The sequence below is a fragment of the Scardovia wiggsiae F0424 genome, assembly GCF_000269605.1.
Classification (GTDB): domain Bacteria; phylum Actinomycetota; class Actinomycetes; order Actinomycetales; family Bifidobacteriaceae; genus Scardovia; species Scardovia wiggsiae.
This window is the reverse complement of the sequence record NZ_AKCI01000001.1, coordinates 1,395,487-1,416,121: the sequence shown is the minus strand read 5'-3', so window position 1 is coordinate 1,416,121 and position 20,635 is coordinate 1,395,487. Positions and strand designations below refer to the sequence as shown.

Annotated in this window: 15 protein-coding genes; 7 read left to right on the top strand and 8 right to left on the bottom strand. The window is 49.8% G+C overall.

The window, feature by feature from the left end; genetic code table 11:
* Nucleotides 1-117: 117 nt before the first annotated feature.
* Together HMPREF9156_RS0106205 and HMPREF9156_RS0106200 are read left to right on the top strand one after the other, a co-directional pair.
* On the top strand, nucleotides 118-792 hold the full coding sequence (locus HMPREF9156_RS0106205; RefSeq protein ID WP_007147917.1) for a DUF1310 family protein: 675 nt from the start codon (nucleotides 118-120) through the stop codon (nucleotides 790-792).
* A 64-nt stretch (nucleotides 793-856) separates the two neighbouring features.
* Nucleotides 857-1,072: a hypothetical protein gene (locus HMPREF9156_RS0106200; RefSeq protein WP_231198081.1), complete on the top strand. Its 216-nt coding sequence runs from the start codon at nucleotides 857-859 to the stop codon at nucleotides 1,070-1,072.
* A gap of 880 nt (nucleotides 1,073-1,952) precedes the next feature.
* Here the strand turns inward: HMPREF9156_RS0106200 and HMPREF9156_RS07320 are convergent.
* Nucleotides 1,953-2,183, bottom strand: a complete 231-nt coding sequence (locus HMPREF9156_RS07320; RefSeq protein WP_267878470.1) for a YjzC family protein — start codon at nucleotides 2,181-2,183, stop codon at nucleotides 1,953-1,955.
* A gap of 257 nt (nucleotides 2,184-2,440) precedes the next feature.
* Between HMPREF9156_RS07320 and HMPREF9156_RS0106195 the strand changes: the two genes are divergently transcribed.
* Together HMPREF9156_RS0106195 and HMPREF9156_RS0106190 are read left to right on the top strand one after the other, a co-directional pair.
* Nucleotides 2,441-3,502, top strand: a complete 1,062-nt coding sequence (locus tag HMPREF9156_RS0106195) for an AAA family ATPase (protein ID WP_007147914.1) — start codon at nucleotides 2,441-2,443, stop codon at nucleotides 3,500-3,502.
* On the top strand, nucleotides 3,495-5,777 hold the full coding sequence (locus tag HMPREF9156_RS0106190; RefSeq protein ID WP_007147913.1) for a S8 family peptidase: 2,283 nt from the start codon (nucleotides 3,495-3,497) through the stop codon (nucleotides 5,775-5,777). Before HMPREF9156_RS0106195 ends, HMPREF9156_RS0106190 begins: the two co-directional genes overlap by 8 nt.
* A gap of 316 nt (nucleotides 5,778-6,093) precedes the next feature.
* On the opposite strand, the gene rho is transcribed toward HMPREF9156_RS0106190, so the two are convergent.
* The 3 genes from rho to HMPREF9156_RS0106175 all read right to left on the bottom strand — a co-directional run bounded on the left by rho (nucleotide 6,094) and on the right by HMPREF9156_RS0106175 (nucleotide 11,317).
* Complete coding sequence (gene rho, locus HMPREF9156_RS0106185) at nucleotides 6,094-7,908, bottom strand: transcription termination factor Rho (RefSeq protein WP_029246401.1); 1,815 nt, start codon at nucleotides 7,906-7,908, stop codon at nucleotides 6,094-6,096.
* 309 nt (nucleotides 7,909-8,217) lie between these two features.
* A complete protein-coding gene (pgi, locus tag HMPREF9156_RS0106180; protein WP_007147911.1) occupies nucleotides 8,218-9,909 on the bottom strand; it encodes a glucose-6-phosphate isomerase in 1,692 nt (563 codons plus the stop codon).
* A gap of 106 nt (nucleotides 9,910-10,015) precedes the next feature.
* Nucleotides 10,016-11,317, bottom strand: a complete 1,302-nt coding sequence (locus HMPREF9156_RS0106175) for a mannose-1-phosphate guanylyltransferase (protein ID WP_007147910.1) — start codon at nucleotides 11,315-11,317, stop codon at nucleotides 10,016-10,018.
* Between the two features lie 643 nt (nucleotides 11,318-11,960).
* On the opposite strand from HMPREF9156_RS0106175, the gene HMPREF9156_RS0106170 reads away from it, so the two are divergent.
* The 3 genes from HMPREF9156_RS0106170 (at nucleotide 11,961) to HMPREF9156_RS0106160 (ending at nucleotide 16,325) form a co-directional block, all read left to right on the top strand.
* A complete protein-coding gene (locus HMPREF9156_RS0106170) occupies nucleotides 11,961-13,055 on the top strand; it encodes a prealbumin-like fold domain-containing protein (protein WP_007147909.1) in 1,095 nt (364 codons plus the stop codon).
* Nucleotides 13,056-13,324: 269 nt separating this feature from the next.
* Nucleotides 13,325-15,124, top strand: a complete 1,800-nt coding sequence (locus tag HMPREF9156_RS0106165) for a P-loop NTPase fold protein (protein WP_007147908.1) — start codon at nucleotides 13,325-13,327, stop codon at nucleotides 15,122-15,124.
* 499 nt (nucleotides 15,125-15,623) lie between these two features.
* A complete protein-coding gene (locus tag HMPREF9156_RS0106160; protein ID WP_007147907.1) occupies nucleotides 15,624-16,325 on the top strand; it encodes a nitroreductase family protein in 702 nt (233 codons plus the stop codon).
* 136 nt (nucleotides 16,326-16,461) lie between these two features.
* On the opposite strand, the gene HMPREF9156_RS0106155 is transcribed toward HMPREF9156_RS0106160, so the two are convergent.
* From HMPREF9156_RS0106155 to HMPREF9156_RS0106140, 4 genes are all read right to left on the bottom strand, one after another.
* A complete protein-coding gene (locus HMPREF9156_RS0106155; RefSeq protein ID WP_007147906.1) occupies nucleotides 16,462-16,716 on the bottom strand; it encodes a Txe/YoeB family addiction module toxin in 255 nt (84 codons plus the stop codon).
* A gap of 38 nt (nucleotides 16,717-16,754) precedes the next feature.
* Nucleotides 16,755-17,015, bottom strand: coding sequence for a type II toxin-antitoxin system Phd/YefM family antitoxin (locus HMPREF9156_RS0106150; protein WP_007147905.1), 261 nt, complete (start codon nucleotides 17,013-17,015; stop codon nucleotides 16,755-16,757).
* A 99-nt stretch (nucleotides 17,016-17,114) separates the two neighbouring features.
* Nucleotides 17,115-18,194: a LacI family DNA-binding transcriptional regulator gene (locus tag HMPREF9156_RS0106145; RefSeq protein ID WP_007147904.1), complete on the bottom strand. Its 1,080-nt coding sequence runs from the start codon at nucleotides 18,192-18,194 to the stop codon at nucleotides 17,115-17,117.
* Between the two features lie 138 nt (nucleotides 18,195-18,332).
* Nucleotides 18,333-20,618: a beta-galactosidase gene (locus HMPREF9156_RS0106140; protein WP_007147903.1), complete on the bottom strand. Its 2,286-nt coding sequence runs from the start codon at nucleotides 20,616-20,618 to the stop codon at nucleotides 18,333-18,335.
* Between the last annotated feature and the right edge of the window lie 17 nt (nucleotides 20,619-20,635).

Here is a 20,635-nt window from a genome sequence, read left to right as displayed (position 1 = left end):
AACCTGTGCTTCTGCGCGCAGACGGCCACGGTGCTGTACCCGGTCTGCGCATAGTTAATGGTAGCCAGTAATAACTGGTGATACTATAGTGATGAAGAAACTTTAGGAGGTCAGTTTATGCCAGGCTCTTCAGAAGACAATTCTTATAATTCTGACGGAAACGGTACGTTATCAGGTATTGCATCCCTGCCTGAGGAGGGGGATACTTCTTCAGCCGCAGTCCCTGATACAGCATCTGATACTTCCGATCAGTCTCCGCTATCTGCCCTTTCCTCAAGGCTCACCGAAAGTGAAAGTGCTGCCCGAAACCATCGCCGTATAAACATTACGTGGTGGCAGGCGGCCATTGCTTTTATCGTCGCAATACTCATAGTGGGAACAGGAGGCGCCATAGTGGTCAAAAATGAGATACATTATCAGGAACAGATGCACGCCCAGCGCGAGCTGGAGCTCTATCAGGAAATGAAGCGGATCGTACACTCTGAGGAATGCCGGAAAATTATTGAAGCCGGACTGAAATGGTTAGATCCACAAGCCTTGAGCGGCCAGGGTGTCATCAATTCTTACGAAATTGATGACACTTCAATCAAATCAAATCCTATGGGTGGGATTAGCTTTGATACCATCATCAATAAAGACAAAAAACTGGATGTGAGTTTTACCATTGATAAAGATACATCATCATCTGCCGACCCTTCAGCAGGACGACTCGAAGAATCATCGAGTTCTGTATCCGGCGAGCTTAGCACATTACTGAAGGCAAAGTATGGCAACGATTATTTAAGCAAGTAACACAACAATATTGATAAGGGGCATAAGTATTATGTATGAAGGAATGTTTACCGACAAACAACGTATGCAACTTGCGCGGGAAGAATTCAACGACATGAATTATATGGTCAATCGCGATGTCACAATTGGCGAGGGGAACAGTAAAACTTACGTCGGCACGGTTGACAGTTTTGTCCGCGGCAGGACCGGCGTTAACGGAGACAGGGATTCGGGGCTGGATGCACTTGTCGTTAAAGATGAACTAAGATCCCTTGCGTACCATCGATCGATTCCAAGCTAATTTATATTAATGGTTCTCAATTCTTACAGTTGGACATGAAAGCCGCTATATCATTTTTTATACCAATCACATCCCAAAGAATTGGAAATGACCGGTAAAAGCCTCATTCAATGATTATAAGAACTATAGAATTGAGGTTATTTTAAACGGACTAGACTATTTAACTGTTCTAAATGGCTCGGTAGAATTTCCGACAGCGCTATCCCGATATGCACTGCGCCTTCATTTCCGCTACCATCAATTCTTATCTCACAAGGAGCATCACTGTGCTCACAAAGATGAAAGATCGACACCATATACGTGGCACGTTCAATGCCTAATTTGGGCATCAATAAGATAATAAAAGATTCAACAATGACGGGTGAATAATTCTCTTCTAGATACCCTTCAGCTACTGGTGCATATGCTGTCTTAGGTATCCGAAGGAGATAACCTAGCGTATACGTCAGCGAATATTGCTGTCAATCCGCTACACCCGTGGAAAGTAGCAGCCTCTTAACTTATACAAGATCATGAATGGTGTGAACTGCCTCAGCATGCTCCTTCTCGAAACAATTAGGAACGCCCTGCCTTTGAAGCCAACATATACGATTGCGGCTGAACATACCCCTAGTAAAATGCTTACAGGTTGCCAAACTCCCCAAATGATGTAGGTAATTATAAGTAGTCATCCCAAGCACTACCGCAATTACAATCACCGTTAGTAACTTTTCATACGTTTGATACACTCCTACTTTAGCTGAGCTATACGAAAGTTCTCCTCCTAAACGAGATCTGCATTGGACAGGATTTCCAGAGGTCTACTGTATTGAGATGAATCGTTAGTATTAACAATACTGCTGATATTATTTACGTTAAGGTTTCTCATAGATCGCTCCTATCACCTTAATGAGGATAAGGACCTCCACAGATGTAGACTCTCTTGAGTAGGTGGGAGCCTATCACCAGAATCAATATGTACAATACTTGGATTATGAATAGCGCCTCCACACGGACAAACTTCCACACGTGCTCCTGGGAGATGGTTATCCTCACCAGGTTTATATGCTAATATATTCGTTATTAATCTTCCACGTTCAGGCGCCTTTATTTCACAGAGGTGATTGTACAACGATCTTCTATGATAGTACTGTGTATCATTCCTACAATCGGCATGCGAGACTAAGACTCATTTTTAACTCCAATCTGTGTAAATAGGTTGGAGTTCTATTGTTTCGGCCACCATAACGGGTGGCTTTATCTCGCTACAACACGCAAAACATAAATAGACAAATTATACTAAAATTGAGACACAGTTAGTCTACATATAGAGCTAAGATGAGTGACATGCATGAATCACTTAAACAGACATAGGAGGCTGTAACAGCCATGAAAAAGAAAGCCGTATTGAATCTAATTCGCTATCATACCGAGCATAACGACGCAGCATTCCGCAATGAAGCTTATGGAATTGCGAAGGATTTTGACCATTCTGGGGACGTGCAACTGGCGGCATATGTCATTGCACTTCTGTCGGATGCCAACACCTTCACGCCCCAGTCAGCAGATTCATCCGTACACTCAGAATTCCTCACGAGGCGTCCAGTAGTAAAAACCTCACTACCATTGCCGGAAGCTATTACGAACGACATCCAAGGGATAATCAATGCGATTGACAGAAGCGCCGGTATCCATCGATTTCTGTTCCATGGCCCAGCAGGCACAGGCAAAACTGAGTCAGTAAAACAAATATCAGCTATACTGCAGCGTGAGTTATATGTGGTAGATTTCAACTCTGTCGTAGACAGCCGTCTCGGCCAAACGGCAAAGAACATTGCGAAACTGTTCGATGAAATCAACAACTTTTCGCGGCCAGATCACGTGGTGGTACTATTCGATGAAATCGACGCCTTAGCGTTAGACCGCATTGATTCACATGATGTACGTGAAATGGGTAGAGCTACATCGGCATTACTGCATCAGATGGACGAACTGTCGGAACAAGTTATGCTGTTTGCTACCACTAACCTGTTCGCCAAGTTCGACAAAGCATTTGTCCGTCGTTTTGACGCTACTATTGACTTTGGCAGGTATACGCACAGCGATCTGACTGATGTAGCCGAAGCTATTATGAACGATTATGCGGGACAATTCTCGTTTATCGGTAGAAACATACGCTTGTTCCGTAAGATTCTCTTTGTTGCTGAACGACTACCTTATCCGGGTGAAATGAAGAATCTCATACGCTCGGCTATAGCTTTCAGTAAACCCAATGATGAGTTCGACTATCTACGGCGTCTCTACATCGCACTAACACCAAGCGGAGCAACGAATATCTGTGATATCCGCGTGCTGTATAGGCAGGGATTCACGTTACGCGAGGTAGAAATCCTAACTGGAGTTTCACGCAGCACCATCGCTAGAGAAGTGAAAGGAGTCAGCAATGAATAACACGCTGAGATTGAAAGGTAAATTTCAAACTAGAGGAGCCCAACGCCCCGGCCCTCCCATACTACCAGCACACACAACGGTTGCTGTGGACGATGTGAAAGCCCTAATAGCGCAGCTCCGAAGAGTTCAGGATTTCTGGACGATGCAGGAGACAACTATCAACCCATTGATTGAGGTACATTACATAACTGTAGTCGCAAAAAGCAACCGCATACGAGAACTATTAACGGAGGGTAGAAAATCGCCTAACAATTCCATTGTCGGAGCCCGATTTGAGACGATAGATGGTTACAAACGTCACGTAATTACACATTACGTGACCATGCAATCTATTAAGGCAACTCTCACAAAACTAGAGGCGTGCAAAACAATACTAGAACGACATGGTGGTGCTATTGATGCCGATGAGCTAAATATATTTACAAAAAATGGACTTGACAAAAGTGATGTGGACGTTGCGTTGAGGAAGACCGCGTTCGCTCAGATCGTTCGAGATGTGCATTATGTTGCACGTTTCGACATCAAGACCCACGCCGAAAATCAACAAGAGCGCTCTCTAGTCACTATTTATAATACTGGACGCAACACTGATCAAACAGTAGCACTACTGAATTCTCTCGGTGTGAATGTGATCTCGGCAAATATGCTTGATGCTACCACCATTAACATGACCCCGGACCAGTATCGCAAACTCGCTCAGTCTGCACCATATCTGATTGCCATGTCGCTGAAAGATACCTCACAGCTGGTGTTCGAATCCGCATCCACGCGTAACGAGTATGTACCAGATATCCCTGCACCCGGTAATGAGCCTATCATTGGTGTTATTGACACACGGTTTGACACCACAAACACCTATTTCTCTGATTGGGTCGAATACCACGACGAAATCAACCCTGAGTTGGGTGATGACCCCGCTGATTATGTGCATGGTACTGAAGTTACGTCGCTCATCGTTGACGGTCCGGGATTGAATCCAACTCTTGACGACGGATGTGGACGCTTCCGAGTACGCCATTTCGCTGTCGCTAGAGAAGGTAGAAATAGTTCGTTCTCTATCCTCACAGCTATACGGAGCATTGTCACCATGAACCGAGATATAATCGTCTGGAATCTAAGTCTCGGTTCAGCCTTGGAAGTACCTGAAAACGCCATCTCGCCCGAGGCGGCAATTCTGGACGAACTGCAAAACGAATACGGCGTAATTTTTATCGTTGCCGGGACCAATAAGATCGCGACAGACGATCGTAACAAGCCCAAACGAGTTGGAGCACCCGCGGACTCTATCAACTCGCTAACCGTCAACGCCACATCTGTACTTAGAGAACCGGCAAGTTATACACGACAGGGACCAGTACTTCGCTTTTTCCGTAAACCAGATATCTCGTGCTTCGGCGGCGACGATACCGAATTCATGGCTGTATACAAACCAGGCGGCATAGCTCTGAGTGCTGGAACCTCGTTCGCTGCCCCATGGGTTACTCGAAAGATGGCGTATCTGATTTACATCATGAACCTGTCTCGCGAGACTGCTAAAGCGCTGCTCATTGACTCTGCATCTGGGTGGCTTCCTGCACCCGATGATAATCTTCGACTTGGCTACGGTATCGTACCCACGCATATCAAGGATGTACTGGCCACACCATCTAATGAAATACGGTTTCTGTTGGAAGGCACCGCTAATGCTTTTGAGACCTATAATTACCGCATACCTGTACCTATCACGAACGGTAAATATCACTATATGGCGCGAGCTACGCTCTGCTATTTCCCGAAATGTGACAAAAACCAAGGCGTTGACTACACAGATACAGAATTAGACCTCCATTTTGGCCGTATGAAGACTGATGGCATTGATTCAATCAACAACAACGTGCAGGATGATCCAACTGCCCGAACCTACGAAGGCGATGCTCGTAGACTCTATCGCAAATGGGATAACGTCAAACATATTAGCGATATTGAAAAAAGCCGATTTATACCACGCATTACCCGAGGTATCCCCTACTGGGGATTCAAAATCCGCAAGACTGAACGTTTCAATCCGTCGCTTGACAAGATTAATTCCGCGGGAAAGAACACGGGCAACGGTATGCGCTTTGGCATCGTGGTAACCCTACGGGGTATGGACGGACGCAATCACTATGATGAGTTTAAACAGAACTGTCAACTCCAAGAAGAACCGTGGATTGTCGAGGAGCTTGACATAAACACTAGCATTGAACTCTACCATGAAGCAGATGTGGACATCGATTTCGACGATGGGAATGAATAACTCCAGCTTCCAACAGATGGAGATTGCCATTAATTATACAAGTATAATATCTTCTTACAAGCTTGTGGAGGTACCTCAACTAGGGATCCTTGCAAACTCACTTGCAGATATATAGACTAGTATCATGCTTTGTTGGCAGCTTCAGCCAACATTCTTAAACAAAAAATAAAATAGCAGAATGCCCCCGCGTAAAATACGGGGGCATTCATATACTGCAATATTCGTGCGCTGCAATGTACTGTAGTAACACTGTACAGCTGTCAATGCAGCTGGCATAGCTTCAAGCTGGCATTATAAGCCATCGCAGCCTGACACATCAGTTTGAAGCAGTACCCTGAGCCATCAGGGCAAGGAAATCATGATTAGACTTAGTCTGCTTCAGGCGCGTGACCACTTGCTGATAAGCGGCTTCCGGCTCAAGGCCGCCCAGTGCGCGGCGCAGGCGGTATACGATCGCAAGCTCCTGCGGAGGGGTGATAAGCTCCTCGCGGCGGGTACCCGACGCATTGATATCGATAGCCGGGAACATGCGTTTCTCGGACAGTTCGCGGGACAGCCGCAGCTCCATGTTGCCGGTCCCCTTGAATTCCTCAAAGATGACTTCATCCATCTTGGAACCTGTTTCCACAAGGGCAGAAGAGATGATCGTCAGCGAGCCGCCGTCTTCGATATTGCGGGCAGCACCGAAGAACTTCTTCGGCGGATACAGCGCCTGGGCGTCCACGCCGCCGGAAAGGATACGGCCGGAAGCCGGCTGGGCAATATTGTATGCACGTGCAAGGCGCGTCATGGAATCAAGCAGGACGACGACATCCTGGCCAAGCTCTACCAGACGCTTAGCACGTTCGATAGCAAGCTCGGCAACTGTCGTATGGTCAGTAGCAGGACGGTCGAAAGTCGAGGAGATCACTTCGCCCTGGACCGTACGCTGCATGTCGGTAACTTCTTCCGGACGCTCATCAACAAGCACGACCATGAGATGCACTTCAGGGTTATTCGCCGAAATCGCATTCGCAATATCCTGAAGGGTAATAGTCTTGCCTGCTTTAGGAGGAGATACGATAAGGCCGCGCTGGCCTTTGCCGATCGGCGCGAAAATATCCATAACGCGCCCGGTAAGCTTGTTCTGTGCGGTTTCCATCTTCAGGCGTTCCTGAGGATACAACGGAGTCAGCTTTGAAAACTGCGGGCGGCGGGAAGCCTCTTCTACCGTCATACCGTTGATGGAATCAAGGACCTGCAGCGGTACAAACTTCTGGCGCTTGTTCGGCTTTTCGCCTTCGCGCTGGGGCCTGATGAATCCGCGCACCGCATCACCCTTGCGCAGGCCATATTTCTTGACCTGCCCCATTGACACATACACATCGCTCGGCCCCGGAAGATATCCGCTTGTACGGACGAAAGCATAGGAATCAAGGATATCAACGATCCCGGCGACAGGGACCATGGATTCTGCAGGCTGCTGATCGTCTGCCTCGCGCCGTGCTGCGCGGGGATCACGACTGTCGCGGCTGCCTCGTAAATCGGCAGAATCATCACGGCTGCCATAGCCTTTGCGCCCACGGTGTTCAGGCTGCTCGGTGCGGTCACGGCGTACCGCCTGGCGGTCTTCTCCGCGGCCGCGGCGATCTGCATGCTCTACGCTTTGCGGTGAAGCTGTGCGGGCGGTGTCACTGCCATTCTGCCCCGAACGGTCCGGGATAGCTGCGAGGAGGTTATCGAGATCAGCGTTAAGCTGTGCAAGCTTGTCGGTACCCCCATCTTCAAGGCTGCGGGACCGCGAATCCGGGAGCTCAATACCCAGATCTTCAAGCAGATCCGCAGGCCCCTCTTCAGGTACGGGGTGAGATACACGGACGCGAGGGATGTTTTCATTAGCATTCTTGCGTTTACGGCCGCGTGTCTGGCGCGTGTTCCGCGGAGCCTGAGGCCCCTGCCCTGATACACGCTGCTGGTCAGGCTGGTGTTCATGCTCAGCCTGGATAGACGCAACAGCTTCGCTGCGCACATTTTCGATCGCTGCTATAAGCTGCGGTTTGCGCAATGCCGTTATACTCTTCAATCCTACTCTTTTTGCGAGTTCACGAAGCTCCGGGAGCTTCATCTTAGAAAGATCCTGGCTCTCTGCCACTGGACCAACCTTTCTTTGTTCTGATATATACAACCATACTGATGCGGCGCTTAGCGCACATCGGGCTTTTCGTATGGGAGACTCATCATTGAAGGTAATCTGATGAATCCATGCCGAACTTGGCTGAATACTTAAACTATAAAACTGCCCTGGGACTAAATCAGGCTCCAATGCACGGCGTGTTCCGCGGCATAGCTTATTGCCGGTAACAGAAATGCCCCGGATCAGACATCCGGGGCACCCTGATCAATCTTGCAACGGCTTGTTCTGCGCGTTAATGCGCGTTATATGCCTGCACGCGCATAGCTGCTACCGCCTGTGTGCGCGGTAGAACTGGATAAGCGATTGGGTCGAAGCATCCTGCTGTGCCAGCGCGCTGTCATCCTGGGAGATTGCAGGAGTGATCTCCTTCGCGAGTACCTTGCCAAGTTCAACACCCCACTGGTCATAGGAGTCGAGGCCCCACACGGTGCCTTCCACAAGGGTGATGTGCTCGTAAAGGGCAATCAGCTCACCAAGCGCATACGGGGTGAGGGTATCGCCGAAAATAGATGTAGTTGGGCGGTTACCGGAGAAGATACGGGCCGGGACTATGGCTTCCGGCGTCCCCTCTGCACGCACTTCGTCCGCCGTCTTGCCAAAGGCAAGCGCGCGGGTCTGTGCCAGATAATTAGCGAGGAACAGCTCGTGGACATCCTGCCCGCCGTCCTTCACCGGATGAGGCGTGTTCGCAAATGCTATAAAATCAGCTGGGATCAGCCGGGTACCCTGATGGATCAGCTGATAGAAAGCATGCTGGCCATTCGTTCCCGGTTCGCCCCAGAAAATTTCACCGGTCTGATATGTGACCGGGGTACCGTCCCAGCGTACCGACTTACCGTTCGACTCCATGGTCAGCTGCTGCAGGTATGCAGGGAAACGGTGCAGATACTGGTCATACGGAAGCACTGCATGCGATGCCGCACCGAAGAAGTTCACATACCATACGTTCATGAGGCCGAGAAGCGCTACAACATTCTGTTCCAGAGGAGTGCTGGCGAAATATTCGTCAATTGCATGGAACCCCTGGAGGAAGTTCTCAAAATTATCAGGGCCAAGGACTACAGCAAGCGAGGTACCTACCGCGGAATCGACTGAGTACCGACCGCCAACCCAGTTCCAGAAGCCGAAAGCATTCGCCGGGTCAATGCCGAAAGCTTCGACCTTGTCCAGCGCAGTAGAGACTGCAACGAAATGCCTGCGGACAGCATCAGCATCCTGTCCGTCACCAAAAATCGCGCCTTTTGCGCGCAGCGAATCAAGCAGCCAAGTGCGGGCGCAGCGTGCATTCGTCAGGGTCTCCAGAGTAGTGAAAGTCTTGGAAACAATAATGAAAAGCGTTGTTTCAGGATCAAGGTCCCTGGTTTTTTCTGCCAGGTCGTTGGGGTCAATATTAGAGACGTACCGTGCTGTGATGCCCGCGTCCGCATAGGGCTTCAGCGCCTCGTACGCCATGCTGGGGCCCAGGTCTGACCCGCCGATGCCAATGTTGACAACAGTAGTGATACGCCGGCCGGTAATGCCTGTCCACTCGCCTGAACGCACTTTGCGCGCGAAATCGTAGATCCTGTTCAGCACTTCGCGGACATCTTTAACGGTATCCTGGCCGTCTACTACGAACTTGCCTTCATCTGATTCCGGACGGCGCAGGGCAGTGTGGAGCACAGCACGGTCCTCTGTGTTGTTGATGTGCACACCGTGGTACTGGTCCTGGATACGCTGTTCAAGGCCTACCTGGCGTCCAAGGTTTGCCAGCAGCTGAAGGGTCTCCGGAGTGATCAGGTTTTTGGAAAGATCAAAATGCAGGTCGCCTGCATCAAAACTCATCCGCTGTACCCGCTGAGGATCCTGCGCAAACCACTGCCGCAGGCTGATCCCCTGCTGCTGGAGCTGGTTGAAATGCTGCTGGAGCTGCGCCCATGCCTGGGTGCGTGTTGCGTCTACTGGAGGATTGATAGCCATCTGGCTTCCCCTTTCCTGTTTTCTGTTACGTTAATTACGCGATATGGATTGCAATTTACGTACAATATTTTATAGGATTTAAAGGACACCCGGGCTTCTCTGTATTCTAGCTTTCAGGCTTATTTTCAAGAATTTTTGATACAGCCCTGACATCCTGTGCCCTGGATTTGGGCATAACAAGAAGCGCATCGGGCATGTCTGCCACGACTGTATCTTCAAGACCCACAAGGGCAATGACTTTACCTGAGAGTGACGGGGCCGATACCACCAGATTGCCGGACGAACCGACAGAAACCAGCCGCGGGCCGTCTGCCGGCCTGCTGCCGTCTGCCATACCATTGCTGTTCGCCATACTGCTGTTATCTGCAGTGTTATCGTTATCCGCAGACGCCAGAAGTACCCTGTTCCCGTGGCTGTCTGCTACAGGAGCGAAAGATGACAACGACGCAAAATCGCCAATGTCTTCCCACCCAAAATCCCCCGGGACCATAGCAACCCCGCCTTTTTGAGCAACGGGTTCGGCGATAGCATAATCGAATGCAGTCTTTTCGATTTCCGGCCACACCTTAAGCATCGTGCTTTCCTGCTCCGGTGTATCCCATGCGCCTGCTATTTCCATGATCTGCGAGTACATGTGCGGGTGGAGCCTCTCAAGGGCATCCAGGAGGATGCCGGCCTGCATGATGAATATCCCGGCATTCCATCGGTATTTTCCGGAAGCTACGTAAGCTTTGGCCGTATCATGATCCGGCTTTTCAACGAAGCTCTCCACCTTGAAAACTTTGGGGCGGTCCGCTGCGATGCCGGCAGCTGCTGAAGCCGCCCACGCGCGCTCCGTATCTTCAGAATTTTCAGGATTTTCAGGATCTTCAGGATCCTCGGGATCCCCAGGTCTGCCGATATCAGGGAGGGGCTCCCCTCCGCGGATATACCCGAACGCTGTAGAAGGGCTGCTGGGGGTTATACCGATAGTCGTTATAAAGCCTGCGCGTGCGGCAGCAACTGCCTGGCTGACTGCCGAGCAGAACCTGCTGTTATCTGTTATCACATGGTCAGCAGCGAAAGACCCTATAATAATGGAGCGCCCGTGCCGCTTCGCCAGCACCGCGGCTGCGAGTGTGATCGCCGCCATAGAGTCTCGCCCAACAGGCTCAGCGAATACATTATTTTCCGCAAGCCCGGGCAGCTGGCTGAGGACTGCGTCTGCATAACGCACTCCGGTGCTCACTGCAATATGGCTACTCCGGCATACGCCCAGAAGCCTGTCCCACGTACTTTGGATCAGGGTGCGACCGTCTGATGTAAGGTCAAGAAGGAATTTGGGCTTTGCTGCACGGCTCAGCGGCCACAGGCGCGACCCTGCCCCTCCCGCGGGTATGATAGCGTAAAAATCCGGGTCTGTATGCATACCCTGTATTATCTCATAGCCGCGTTCCAAGCAGGCGAGGATGCGGCCTCGTACGCAGCCCGGATACCGGCAAGTTCAGCTCCTCACGTTACTCCGTCCCCATTTTCCCTGATCCACAGCTCCGGTCCCTCGCCCCTCCCCTCAGACCTGGTATTCACCTCTCCCCTGCGTACACAGCCCGAACCGCAGCAAACCCGCACCGATGGTTGTAGCGGATCCGTGCAGATCTGAACGTATACGCTTAAGGTACAGGCATGCTGCTGTATCTTGGCTTAACCAGTTTATGTAATTTTAATGCACTGGAATTGCATACTTACTGTATTTTTATAGAATACTTATTACCTTCTAAGCAGAAACTCATTTATTTCTTGACATAATCTTAATACTATCTCCGAAACTGCTAGACCCCTTCTGTATCAACGCCTCCGACGTGACGCGCCGAGGGATTTGTTGTGCCGCAAGCGAAGCCGCATACGCTTCCCCCTTTATGCTCACAGCTTTGTCACCCCTTGCGGTAGACTAAAAACCGCGAGTTGGGGTCAGATCTTTCATGTACTTATTTGGGATAAGTTTCTCTATTCCATGATTGATTTGAATCTTTCTACGCAGATATAGTATTTATAAAGTAAGGATTAAGGATAATATGCGTATATTAAAACGCCGCACCCTTGCTGCTATTACAGCTGTAGCCGCATTGTTCGGACTTGTCGCTTTTGCTCTTGCGACCCCAACAATGAGCCACGCAGAAGAAGCGACACGTGTAGTAAACATCTCAAAGACCGATAATACCGGGAAAGCACTTGCAGGCGCACAGCTGAAAGTCACCCACAAAGCAGCTGACGGAACCGTTGTTACCGACGCTGAGTGGATCAGCGAAACATCAGCCCATACCCTGAGCCTTGCAGCCGGAACATACACACTTACTGAAGTCCAGGCTCCTGCAGGTTACAATAAGGCTCCTGATCAGACTTTTGAGGTCAAAGCAGTTGCTCCTGAAGTCACTAATAACGGCGGGACTTACACTGTAGGCGAGTATTCAATGCTGCCAAAATCATCACTGATAGCTGACAATGGTTCAGAAACCGTAAGCCCATGGTACTGCTTCAACTATGGTAAACACCAGCCTCGCCAGGGGAATTCATACACGAAGTCCGAAGGCACCAAGGACCTTTTCGAGAAGATGGCACAGCAGAAGCGCACAGGTGTAGATCTGTATTCCAACGTCCTGCGTGTCATTTACAACGGATATCCAAATAACGCTTCAAAGATCAAAGAGAAGTTCAGCCTGAGCAACGAGGACTTCTACAAGGTAACCCAGCGGGCACTCTGGTATTACACTGATTCCTTTGATTTGCATGACAAGAATGTCGGCGATTTTACGCGCGGGCATCTTGACGCTATTGAAGCGCTTATTAACTCGGAGACCCCAGCACCGGCAAATATGACACTGGATCTGTACCGTTCAAAAGATGAAACGATCCAGAACCTGCTGACAACACATTTCCATAAGGCTTCCGACCCGGTAAACGTAACAATGGTCAATACTAAGACTGTTGTACCTCCGACGCCTCCCGTTACCCCATCGGCCCCACCGCAGACCCCTGAGGCTGCTCCTGCGCCAGCTCCACAGAAGCATCTGGCAAAGACCGGTGCCGGCGTATGGGCAATCGTGGCCGGCGGCATTGTTCTTCTTCTTGCGGGCGGTGCTCTTGTACTGCGTCGCCGTGTAACGAAATAGGTTGAGGTAGAAGACGCTTCGTTTGACTACTGGGTTCAGTCAACGAATGATCAGTGCTATTCTGTAGCACTGATGGACAGCTCCTCTGCGGTATCGCACTGCGGAGGGGCTTTTTTATGCGGACCGTTCTACCATGGGCGTAATAAGAAACAATGTAGTTCCTTCACAGATTCAAATATTCACATGCCTAGATCCTCCGCCAGAAGGCCGTAAAATAATTGAGGAAACGTGTAAAATACATATGGCTCCACTAATAAGAAGGACATGTAATGGATAACGGCGAATTAACTGAATATATAAAGCACTATCTTGAAAAGGATAAGACCAGAAGTGCCATCATGCTTACAGGAGGTTGGGGAACTGGGAAAAGCTACTATATTCAGAATGAGCTTACTCCTGCGCTTCAGAGAAAGAAGGCTAATGAGTGTATCACTATATCTTTATATGGCCTTAAATCAGTTTCAGAAATCAGCAAGAGTATTTATCTGGAGCTTCGTGCAAAATCCCTTCAATCCAGGAATGAGACTACAGCTACCGGAAGGCTGATAGCAAAAACGATAGTGAAAGGACTTATAAACCGCTTTGGGATTGATTTAAGCATCTCACAAGACGAAATGAAAAAATTATACGAATCGATCGATTTATCAGAAAAACTCATTATTTTAGAAGATGTTGAACGAAGCCAGATCGATATTTTAGAATTACTCGGTTACGTTAATAATCTCGTTGAACGGGACGGAGTAAAATTACTTTTAGTAGTAAATGAAGATGAAATTACCAAATCCATATCCGTAAAAGAAAATCCGGAAAATAATAAAGATAGCGCCTTACCCGCAAATACAACAAAGCAATATCTCGCAATAAAGGAAAAGACAGTAAGCGATACTATTCCATTTGAAGGTAATTGTTATGCTGCAGTTCAGCAAATTATAAGATCCTATAATAATCCTATTTTAAGCAGATTTGCGGATAAAAGTTCAGCAGAGAATATCTGTAACATCATGAGTTTATGCAAAAATCATAATTTGCGTTCTTTTATCTTCGCCTGCCAGAAAAGCGTTGATATATTTGAACAGATGGAAGAGAAATACACCAAGGATACCTCCTTCGTCCAGTGCATTTTCTTCGGGATTATTTCATTCTCATTACGACTCAAGGCTGGTAAAAATACTGAGTGGGGCTACAATATTGAAAAATACTCCATTGATCTCGGGACTGAGAAATTTCCCCTATTTGATTTTTGTTTTAACTATATTACATACCATAAATTAGATACTTCTAAGATCCCAGCCGCGATGGCAGCACTAAAGAAGAGACGGTTATATGACAAGGACAAGACCCAGTACGATCGTGATCTGCAAACCCTTTTCAACTACCAACAGCACTATGAGTCTGATGTAAAAAAGGCAATTATAAATATTACAGAAAGGCTCAAGGATCCTGAAGATATATCATTCTACGATTACGCGAAACTCGCTGTTTATCTGGTAAAAATAAAATACTTTTTGGAGAAAGATATTGATATTGAAACTGCGAAATCATTGCTAATCGAAAATCTGAATGGCCGCGAAGATGATCTGGTGCCTGAAGAATTATTCTTCCCCTCTTACGACATATTATCTGAGGTTGAAGATCCCAATGTTAAATACGAGTGCGAAGAGATCCAACAAAAAATGGAATCTGCACTTAAGAAGAATACACAAGCTATCCCCCGTTTTAAATATTTACCGGAAGAAGCCGGACAATCTTTTAACAATATCATAGAGAATCGAAAGGCAATTTTTAGAAATGGCTATTTTGCTAAAGAACTTGATATTCCGGAACTTGCCCGGATGTTTTCGGACTGTAGTCCCGTACAGAAGTATCATATCAGGAATATCTTTTTAGCGATATACGGGTCTGAAAATGACAATATAAAAGCTTTTTCTAAAAATGACGCCCCGTCGGTTGAAAAACTTCTGCGCCTCATCAATGCCGATATGCAAAAGCCCATGGAAGATAAAATCCAAAAGTTACAATATAAATTGTTTTCAGAGAATCTAACAGAGATATTAAAGAGGCTTTCATAAAATCTAAGATAAAGCATCGCCATAAATCATTTTGGATAGTAAACCGGCATTTGCCGAGATAAACGTAATCGCCTAGCTAATCCTGAAGAATACTATTCAACTGAAAATGCCCATCTTTCACCCGCCTCTCTCATCCTAAACCCGCCCTGAACCCTACCGGGGTGAAACTAAATATCGGCCGAAAATCAAGAGGCTGCCTTCCCTGGTTAGATCTACCACCCCCGTATCACCCTACTACATCACCCCTGTTAAACCATCCTATTAAATCCGCCCCAGCTATCCGAACCACACTTAAACGGAATACGGTCAAGCGAGTTGAGCTCAAAAGGCTGATTCTAAAGGAATCGCGCTCAGGAAAGCAGTTAAAAACCCTTCAATTGACAGCGGCTGATATTGATATTTACCGCTGCAGTCACTCCGTTTTGTTAGGTTTGACCATAATAGACTGAGCAGAGTGGCTTAACAGCCAACCGACAATGCAGCTGCTAAAGGAGGAAATATGGATACAGAAGATATAGAAGGCTTTGCGCAGGCAGCAAGGGCCCGGCACCTGGTCCGCAAATACACAGATGCCGCACTGCCTGATGACATTATCAGCAAACTGAGCGCCCGGGCAGATGCGAATAACGCGGCATACAGCCTGGCTATCAAGCTGATGGCTAATGATGGGCATGGGATCCCCGCTGTAGTCAAGATCCTCCGCGCACAAGGGGTGAAAAACTACTTTATCCTTGCCGGCGATGATGCGCCTGACCTCGGCGAGCGCCTGGGGTACTCTGCGGCTGATCTTATGCTGTATGCACAGACTTTGGGGCTGAATTCCTGGTACATAGGCGCCACGTACAATCACGGCGTATCGCGGTATGTGAATGGGAAGAAGACTATCGGCATAGTCGTCGTGGGCTACGGGCAGACAGCCGGCGTACCGCATAAGTCCAGGAGTGCATCCGAGATCTCGAAGTACGAAGGCTCTGCGAGTGGTAAAGGCAGCCAGGCCCGCTGCCCGGAATGGTTCACGAAAGGTGTCGAGATGGCGCTGCTCGCACCAACTGCACTTAACAGGCAGGATTTCTTCATCACGGGGAAAGGCAATACGGTACATATCAAGGCTGCCAACAACCCCTATGCAGGCGCGAATCTGGGCCTGGTCAGGTATCATTTCGAGCTGGGCGCCGGAAAAGGCAATTTCGAGTGGGTATAGCCGGAACCAGGCCCGCCCGAGCGCATAAACGCAACGGGCGGGCTCAGGCGAAATAGCCGGAGCCTGGCAATACAACAATAAATATGTAAAACAGCCAAAAGTCAGACTGAGAGGCCTCTCCGAACTGGCGGCAACCTTAGTAGTGGTCTTTAACAGATAGGATACATAATCTGTGATCCACTATCGTGTAGATAATACGGTTGGCGGAATCGATCCGGCGGGACCACGTCCCCTGCAGATCGCCTCTCAAAGGTTCCGGCTTGCCAATCCCGCCAAAAGGCTGTCTTAATATATCTTTGACAAGCATATTAATGCGTTTTACGGTTTTTTTATCCTGCGTTTGCCAGTACAGATAGTCCTGCCATGCATCTTCAGTCCACTCAATATTCACAACGCACACTCACGCTGCTGCACTTGCTATGGACCACCCTATTCACCCATCAAACTATGGTGTTCGGTTTTCCCTTGGCGTACACTGTCCAAACCACGGGAAATCTTAGAATACAAGTACTTGTTTTGATAAATGCGCAAAGTTTCCATCAATGAGTCATAATCATCTGCCCCCATAACGATTATATTCTCATCCGGATCCTGATTAGTCACTAAAATCGTATCAGCATCATCGTTAACTTTGCGCATATACGATTTTAACTCTTTCCGAAAATTGCTGTAAGCCACTGCCTGGACCATAAAATGCTATCCTTTCTTTTTTGTACCGGATATTGTACAATATATATTGTCCGAAAGCAACCCGGATCAAGATTTATGCTGTTTTATGCTGCCGGCAGTTTACCGCGTACTGCTGCGGACGATGACTGACGAAGGCGTGGTGAGGAGCTTCGGCTCAGCGGCATCACCCTGGATGCGCCCCAAAATGCGGCCAACCGCCGTGGGGGCAGTCCAATCAAGGCGTGAATCCATCGTAGTAAGAGGGATCTGCAGGTATGCCGATTCCTCGATGTTGTCAAAACCAATCACCTGGACGTCATCAGGGACGCGCAGGCCGGAAGCGCGCAAAACAGACAGGACGCCGATAGCCAGCTGGTCGTTCAGCGCAATAACACCGTCAAAGGGGATCCCTGAATCGACCAGCTTCTGCGCCGCCCGCGCACCGGCACCGATCGTCCAGTCCCTGCCGGTCAGGCCTACCAGCCGAGGGTCCAGAACCGCCCCACGGCGGCGGCTCTCCTCAATGACCCCACGCAGGCGCAGCTGCGCATTCCCTTCCACGCTTTCCAGCAAAGCACCCTCATCAAAAGGCTCCCTTGCCCCCACAACAGCCAGGGATCTGGAGCCATGGTCAAAAAGGTAAGCCGAAGCTGACGCCGCCGCCTGGACGTCATCAGGGGTGACATGGTCGGCCTTCCCCCACGTGCTGCGCGCGCCAACAGCCACCAGGGGGAAATCCACTTCCAGGTCTTCCGGGGTAACATCGTCCACTTCGCCCAGCGACAGGATCATACCGTCAGAAACCGTAGAATTAAAGGAGCGCAGCACTTCGCGAGCCCCCCGCGCAGAACCCTCTGCGTATGTTGTGACGTACACCGAATACCCGCGCTGACGAGCGGCGTCAATAGTGCGGTTAGCCAGCTCAGCCAGATAAGGCGGCGTCAGCGAAGGCACAGCAAGGGTGATGAATCCCGTGCGGTCACGGCTGAGATTGCGGGCAGCAACATTCACGCGATACCCCATATCTCTGATCACTTTTTCGACTTTAGCCCGCGTAGAATCAGCCATACGGCCGCTTCCATTGATCACGTTCGACGCAGTTTTCAAAGATACGCCTGCCTCGTGGGCTACATCGCGCAGAGTAAGCCGCCGCTTCCCTCCGCCGCTCTCCTGCGTAGCGGATATTTCGCCCATGCGCATCCCTGTCCTTACATTTCCAAAGCCGGAACCACTGCAGCAGCGCATACTATACATATATAAATATATGATATCTGCACTTCTGAAGCCCAAAGTCCAGCCCCGGCCGCAGTATCCAGGCTGCAGCCATCTATATCTATTCTAACTATTCCCCTCGCCCGCAGTATGGCCGGTTTTCGTAACAAGGAAGCCGTTGCGTTCCAGAGTATACTTCTGACAGGTATCCTGCGAAAAACCTTCATCTGTACCGTCAAAACTCCCGCGGTAGATCATGATTTGCTTCCCTGCAACGTCAGAAAGGCTGACAGTATCTTTCGATCGGTTGAAATAGAAATCAAAATCTGCCGTATCGCATTCCCGGCGTATATGGACCACCTCCGCAGGGGATCTGTCTGACCCGCATCTATCCCCAGCAGATCCAGACAGCCCGGGGAATCCGGAGCCCAGCCCCAATTCTTTTCGCAGAAATTGTGAGATGTCAGCCCGATCCAGATCACATCCGATATAGTATGCAGTGCCATCCCCGTACCGGTTCCTGACTACTGCAGGCAGCCCCTCAACCTCCCAATCGGCAGCAGCTTCGCCTTCATATACCGCAAGCGTCTGCGCATCAGGCCCAACAGATGTTACGACATTCTGCCATAAACGGGAAGCGGATCCGTCCGACAGCATGACCATCGCAGGCTCTCCGGGCAGATCGCCAATAATATTGAACTCTTCACTGCGCACGCCCGCAACATCACGGAGCACACCCGGATACCCTCCGAGCGCCACCCTGAAATTACCATCAGCAAGACCCGAAGCGTATCCAATTATCACACGGCCGCCGGCGCGCACAAAACTTTTCAGCCGCTCTGCCTCACGGTCAGACAGCACAAGCATAGCAGGCAGAACAACAGTCCCATAACCCGACCAGTCCCCCCTCAGCGGTACCACATCAGCGCGGGCAGAAACATCAAGGAATGCCCTGTACCACGTACAGACATCATCCCAATGGCTTATCTGCGAACTCGGCAAAGTCCCGCACCGGGATGCCCACTCGCAATCCGCGTCAAACAGGATGGCTGTCTGCGAACGCGAAACCCTGCTTCCCTGCAATCCCTCAGCAGACAAACGGTCTAATATCCTGCCGAGCTCGCACACGTCCTGGAATATTTGGCTGTTTTCTCCGGCGTGGGGGAGCATGGCTGAATGGAATTTTTCTGCTCCGGAGTGTGATTGGCGCCATTGGAAGAAGTTGATGGCATCGGCGCCCATCGCCACATGCACAACAGCATCACGAATAAGCTCACCGCTGCGTTTACGTGCATTGACCGGCTTCCACTGGACGGATGACGTAGAATGCTCCATCAGATACCACGGATTGCCGAGCGAAAGACCATTGACCAGGGAATCTGAGCAGGCGAGTTCGTCAAGGTGGGCTTCCCCCGGGGTGAAGTAGTGGTCGTTGGACACGAAATCAACTTCATCGCTCCAGTCGGCATAATCCAGCTCACACTGCCCCGCCGCAATCATGAAGTTGGTGGTGAACGGCTTGCCGGGGCAGATCCTTTCGACTGCCGTGCGCTCGGCAATATAGAACTCTTTCAGCGCATCCGAACAAAAACGCTCATAATCAAGCTGATGCGAGGGGTTCGCCATCGCATCATTGCCCATGTGGCGCGGAAGGATCACATCATCAAAACTGCGGACCTCTTGCGCCCAGAAGGCTGTGCCCCAGGCGGTGTTGAGGGCGTCGATAGTGTGGTAGCGGTTTTTGCACCATTGCTGGAAGGCGCGCTCAGCATCATCTGAATAATCATGGGAATTATTCCATCCGTATTCGTTGTTGATATGCCAGGCGATGACGTAGGGGTTGTTTTTGTAGTGTTCTGCTATGGCCCGGCACAGGGTAAGCGCATACTCCCGGAACACCGGGCTGGTCGGACGCCATGACTGGCGGGATCCCGGGTTGATAATGCTGCCGTCTTTTTCCACCGGCAACACCTCCGGATGCGCTTTATACAGCCACAACGGTGCAGCTGCGGTTGCTGTGGCGAGGTCTGTGGCGATACCGTTGGTGCCGAGCTTGGTGATAATGCGGTCAAGCCAGCCGAAATCAAACACACCCTCATACGGTTCAATACGATCCCAGCTGAAAATTGCCAGGGCGACAGTATTCACATGCGCCTTTTTCATGAGGCGGATGTCGTCATCCCAGACCTCCTCCGGCCACTGGTCAGGGTTATAATCACCGCCGAAGCCTATCCCTCTGCAGTCAGGCGTAAGCAGCTCAGGCCAGCGGAAAGGGCGGCGGGCCGCATGGCCGGAATGCCCTAACGCCCAAGCCTGCGAAGACACCCGCGGTTGGTGCTGCTGATAGCAGTAGCAGCGAGCTGTCGCCGTACTTATATCCTGTGTCTCGTTTTCTGTGGTGTTCTGTGACATTTCATACCGTCCTTTCA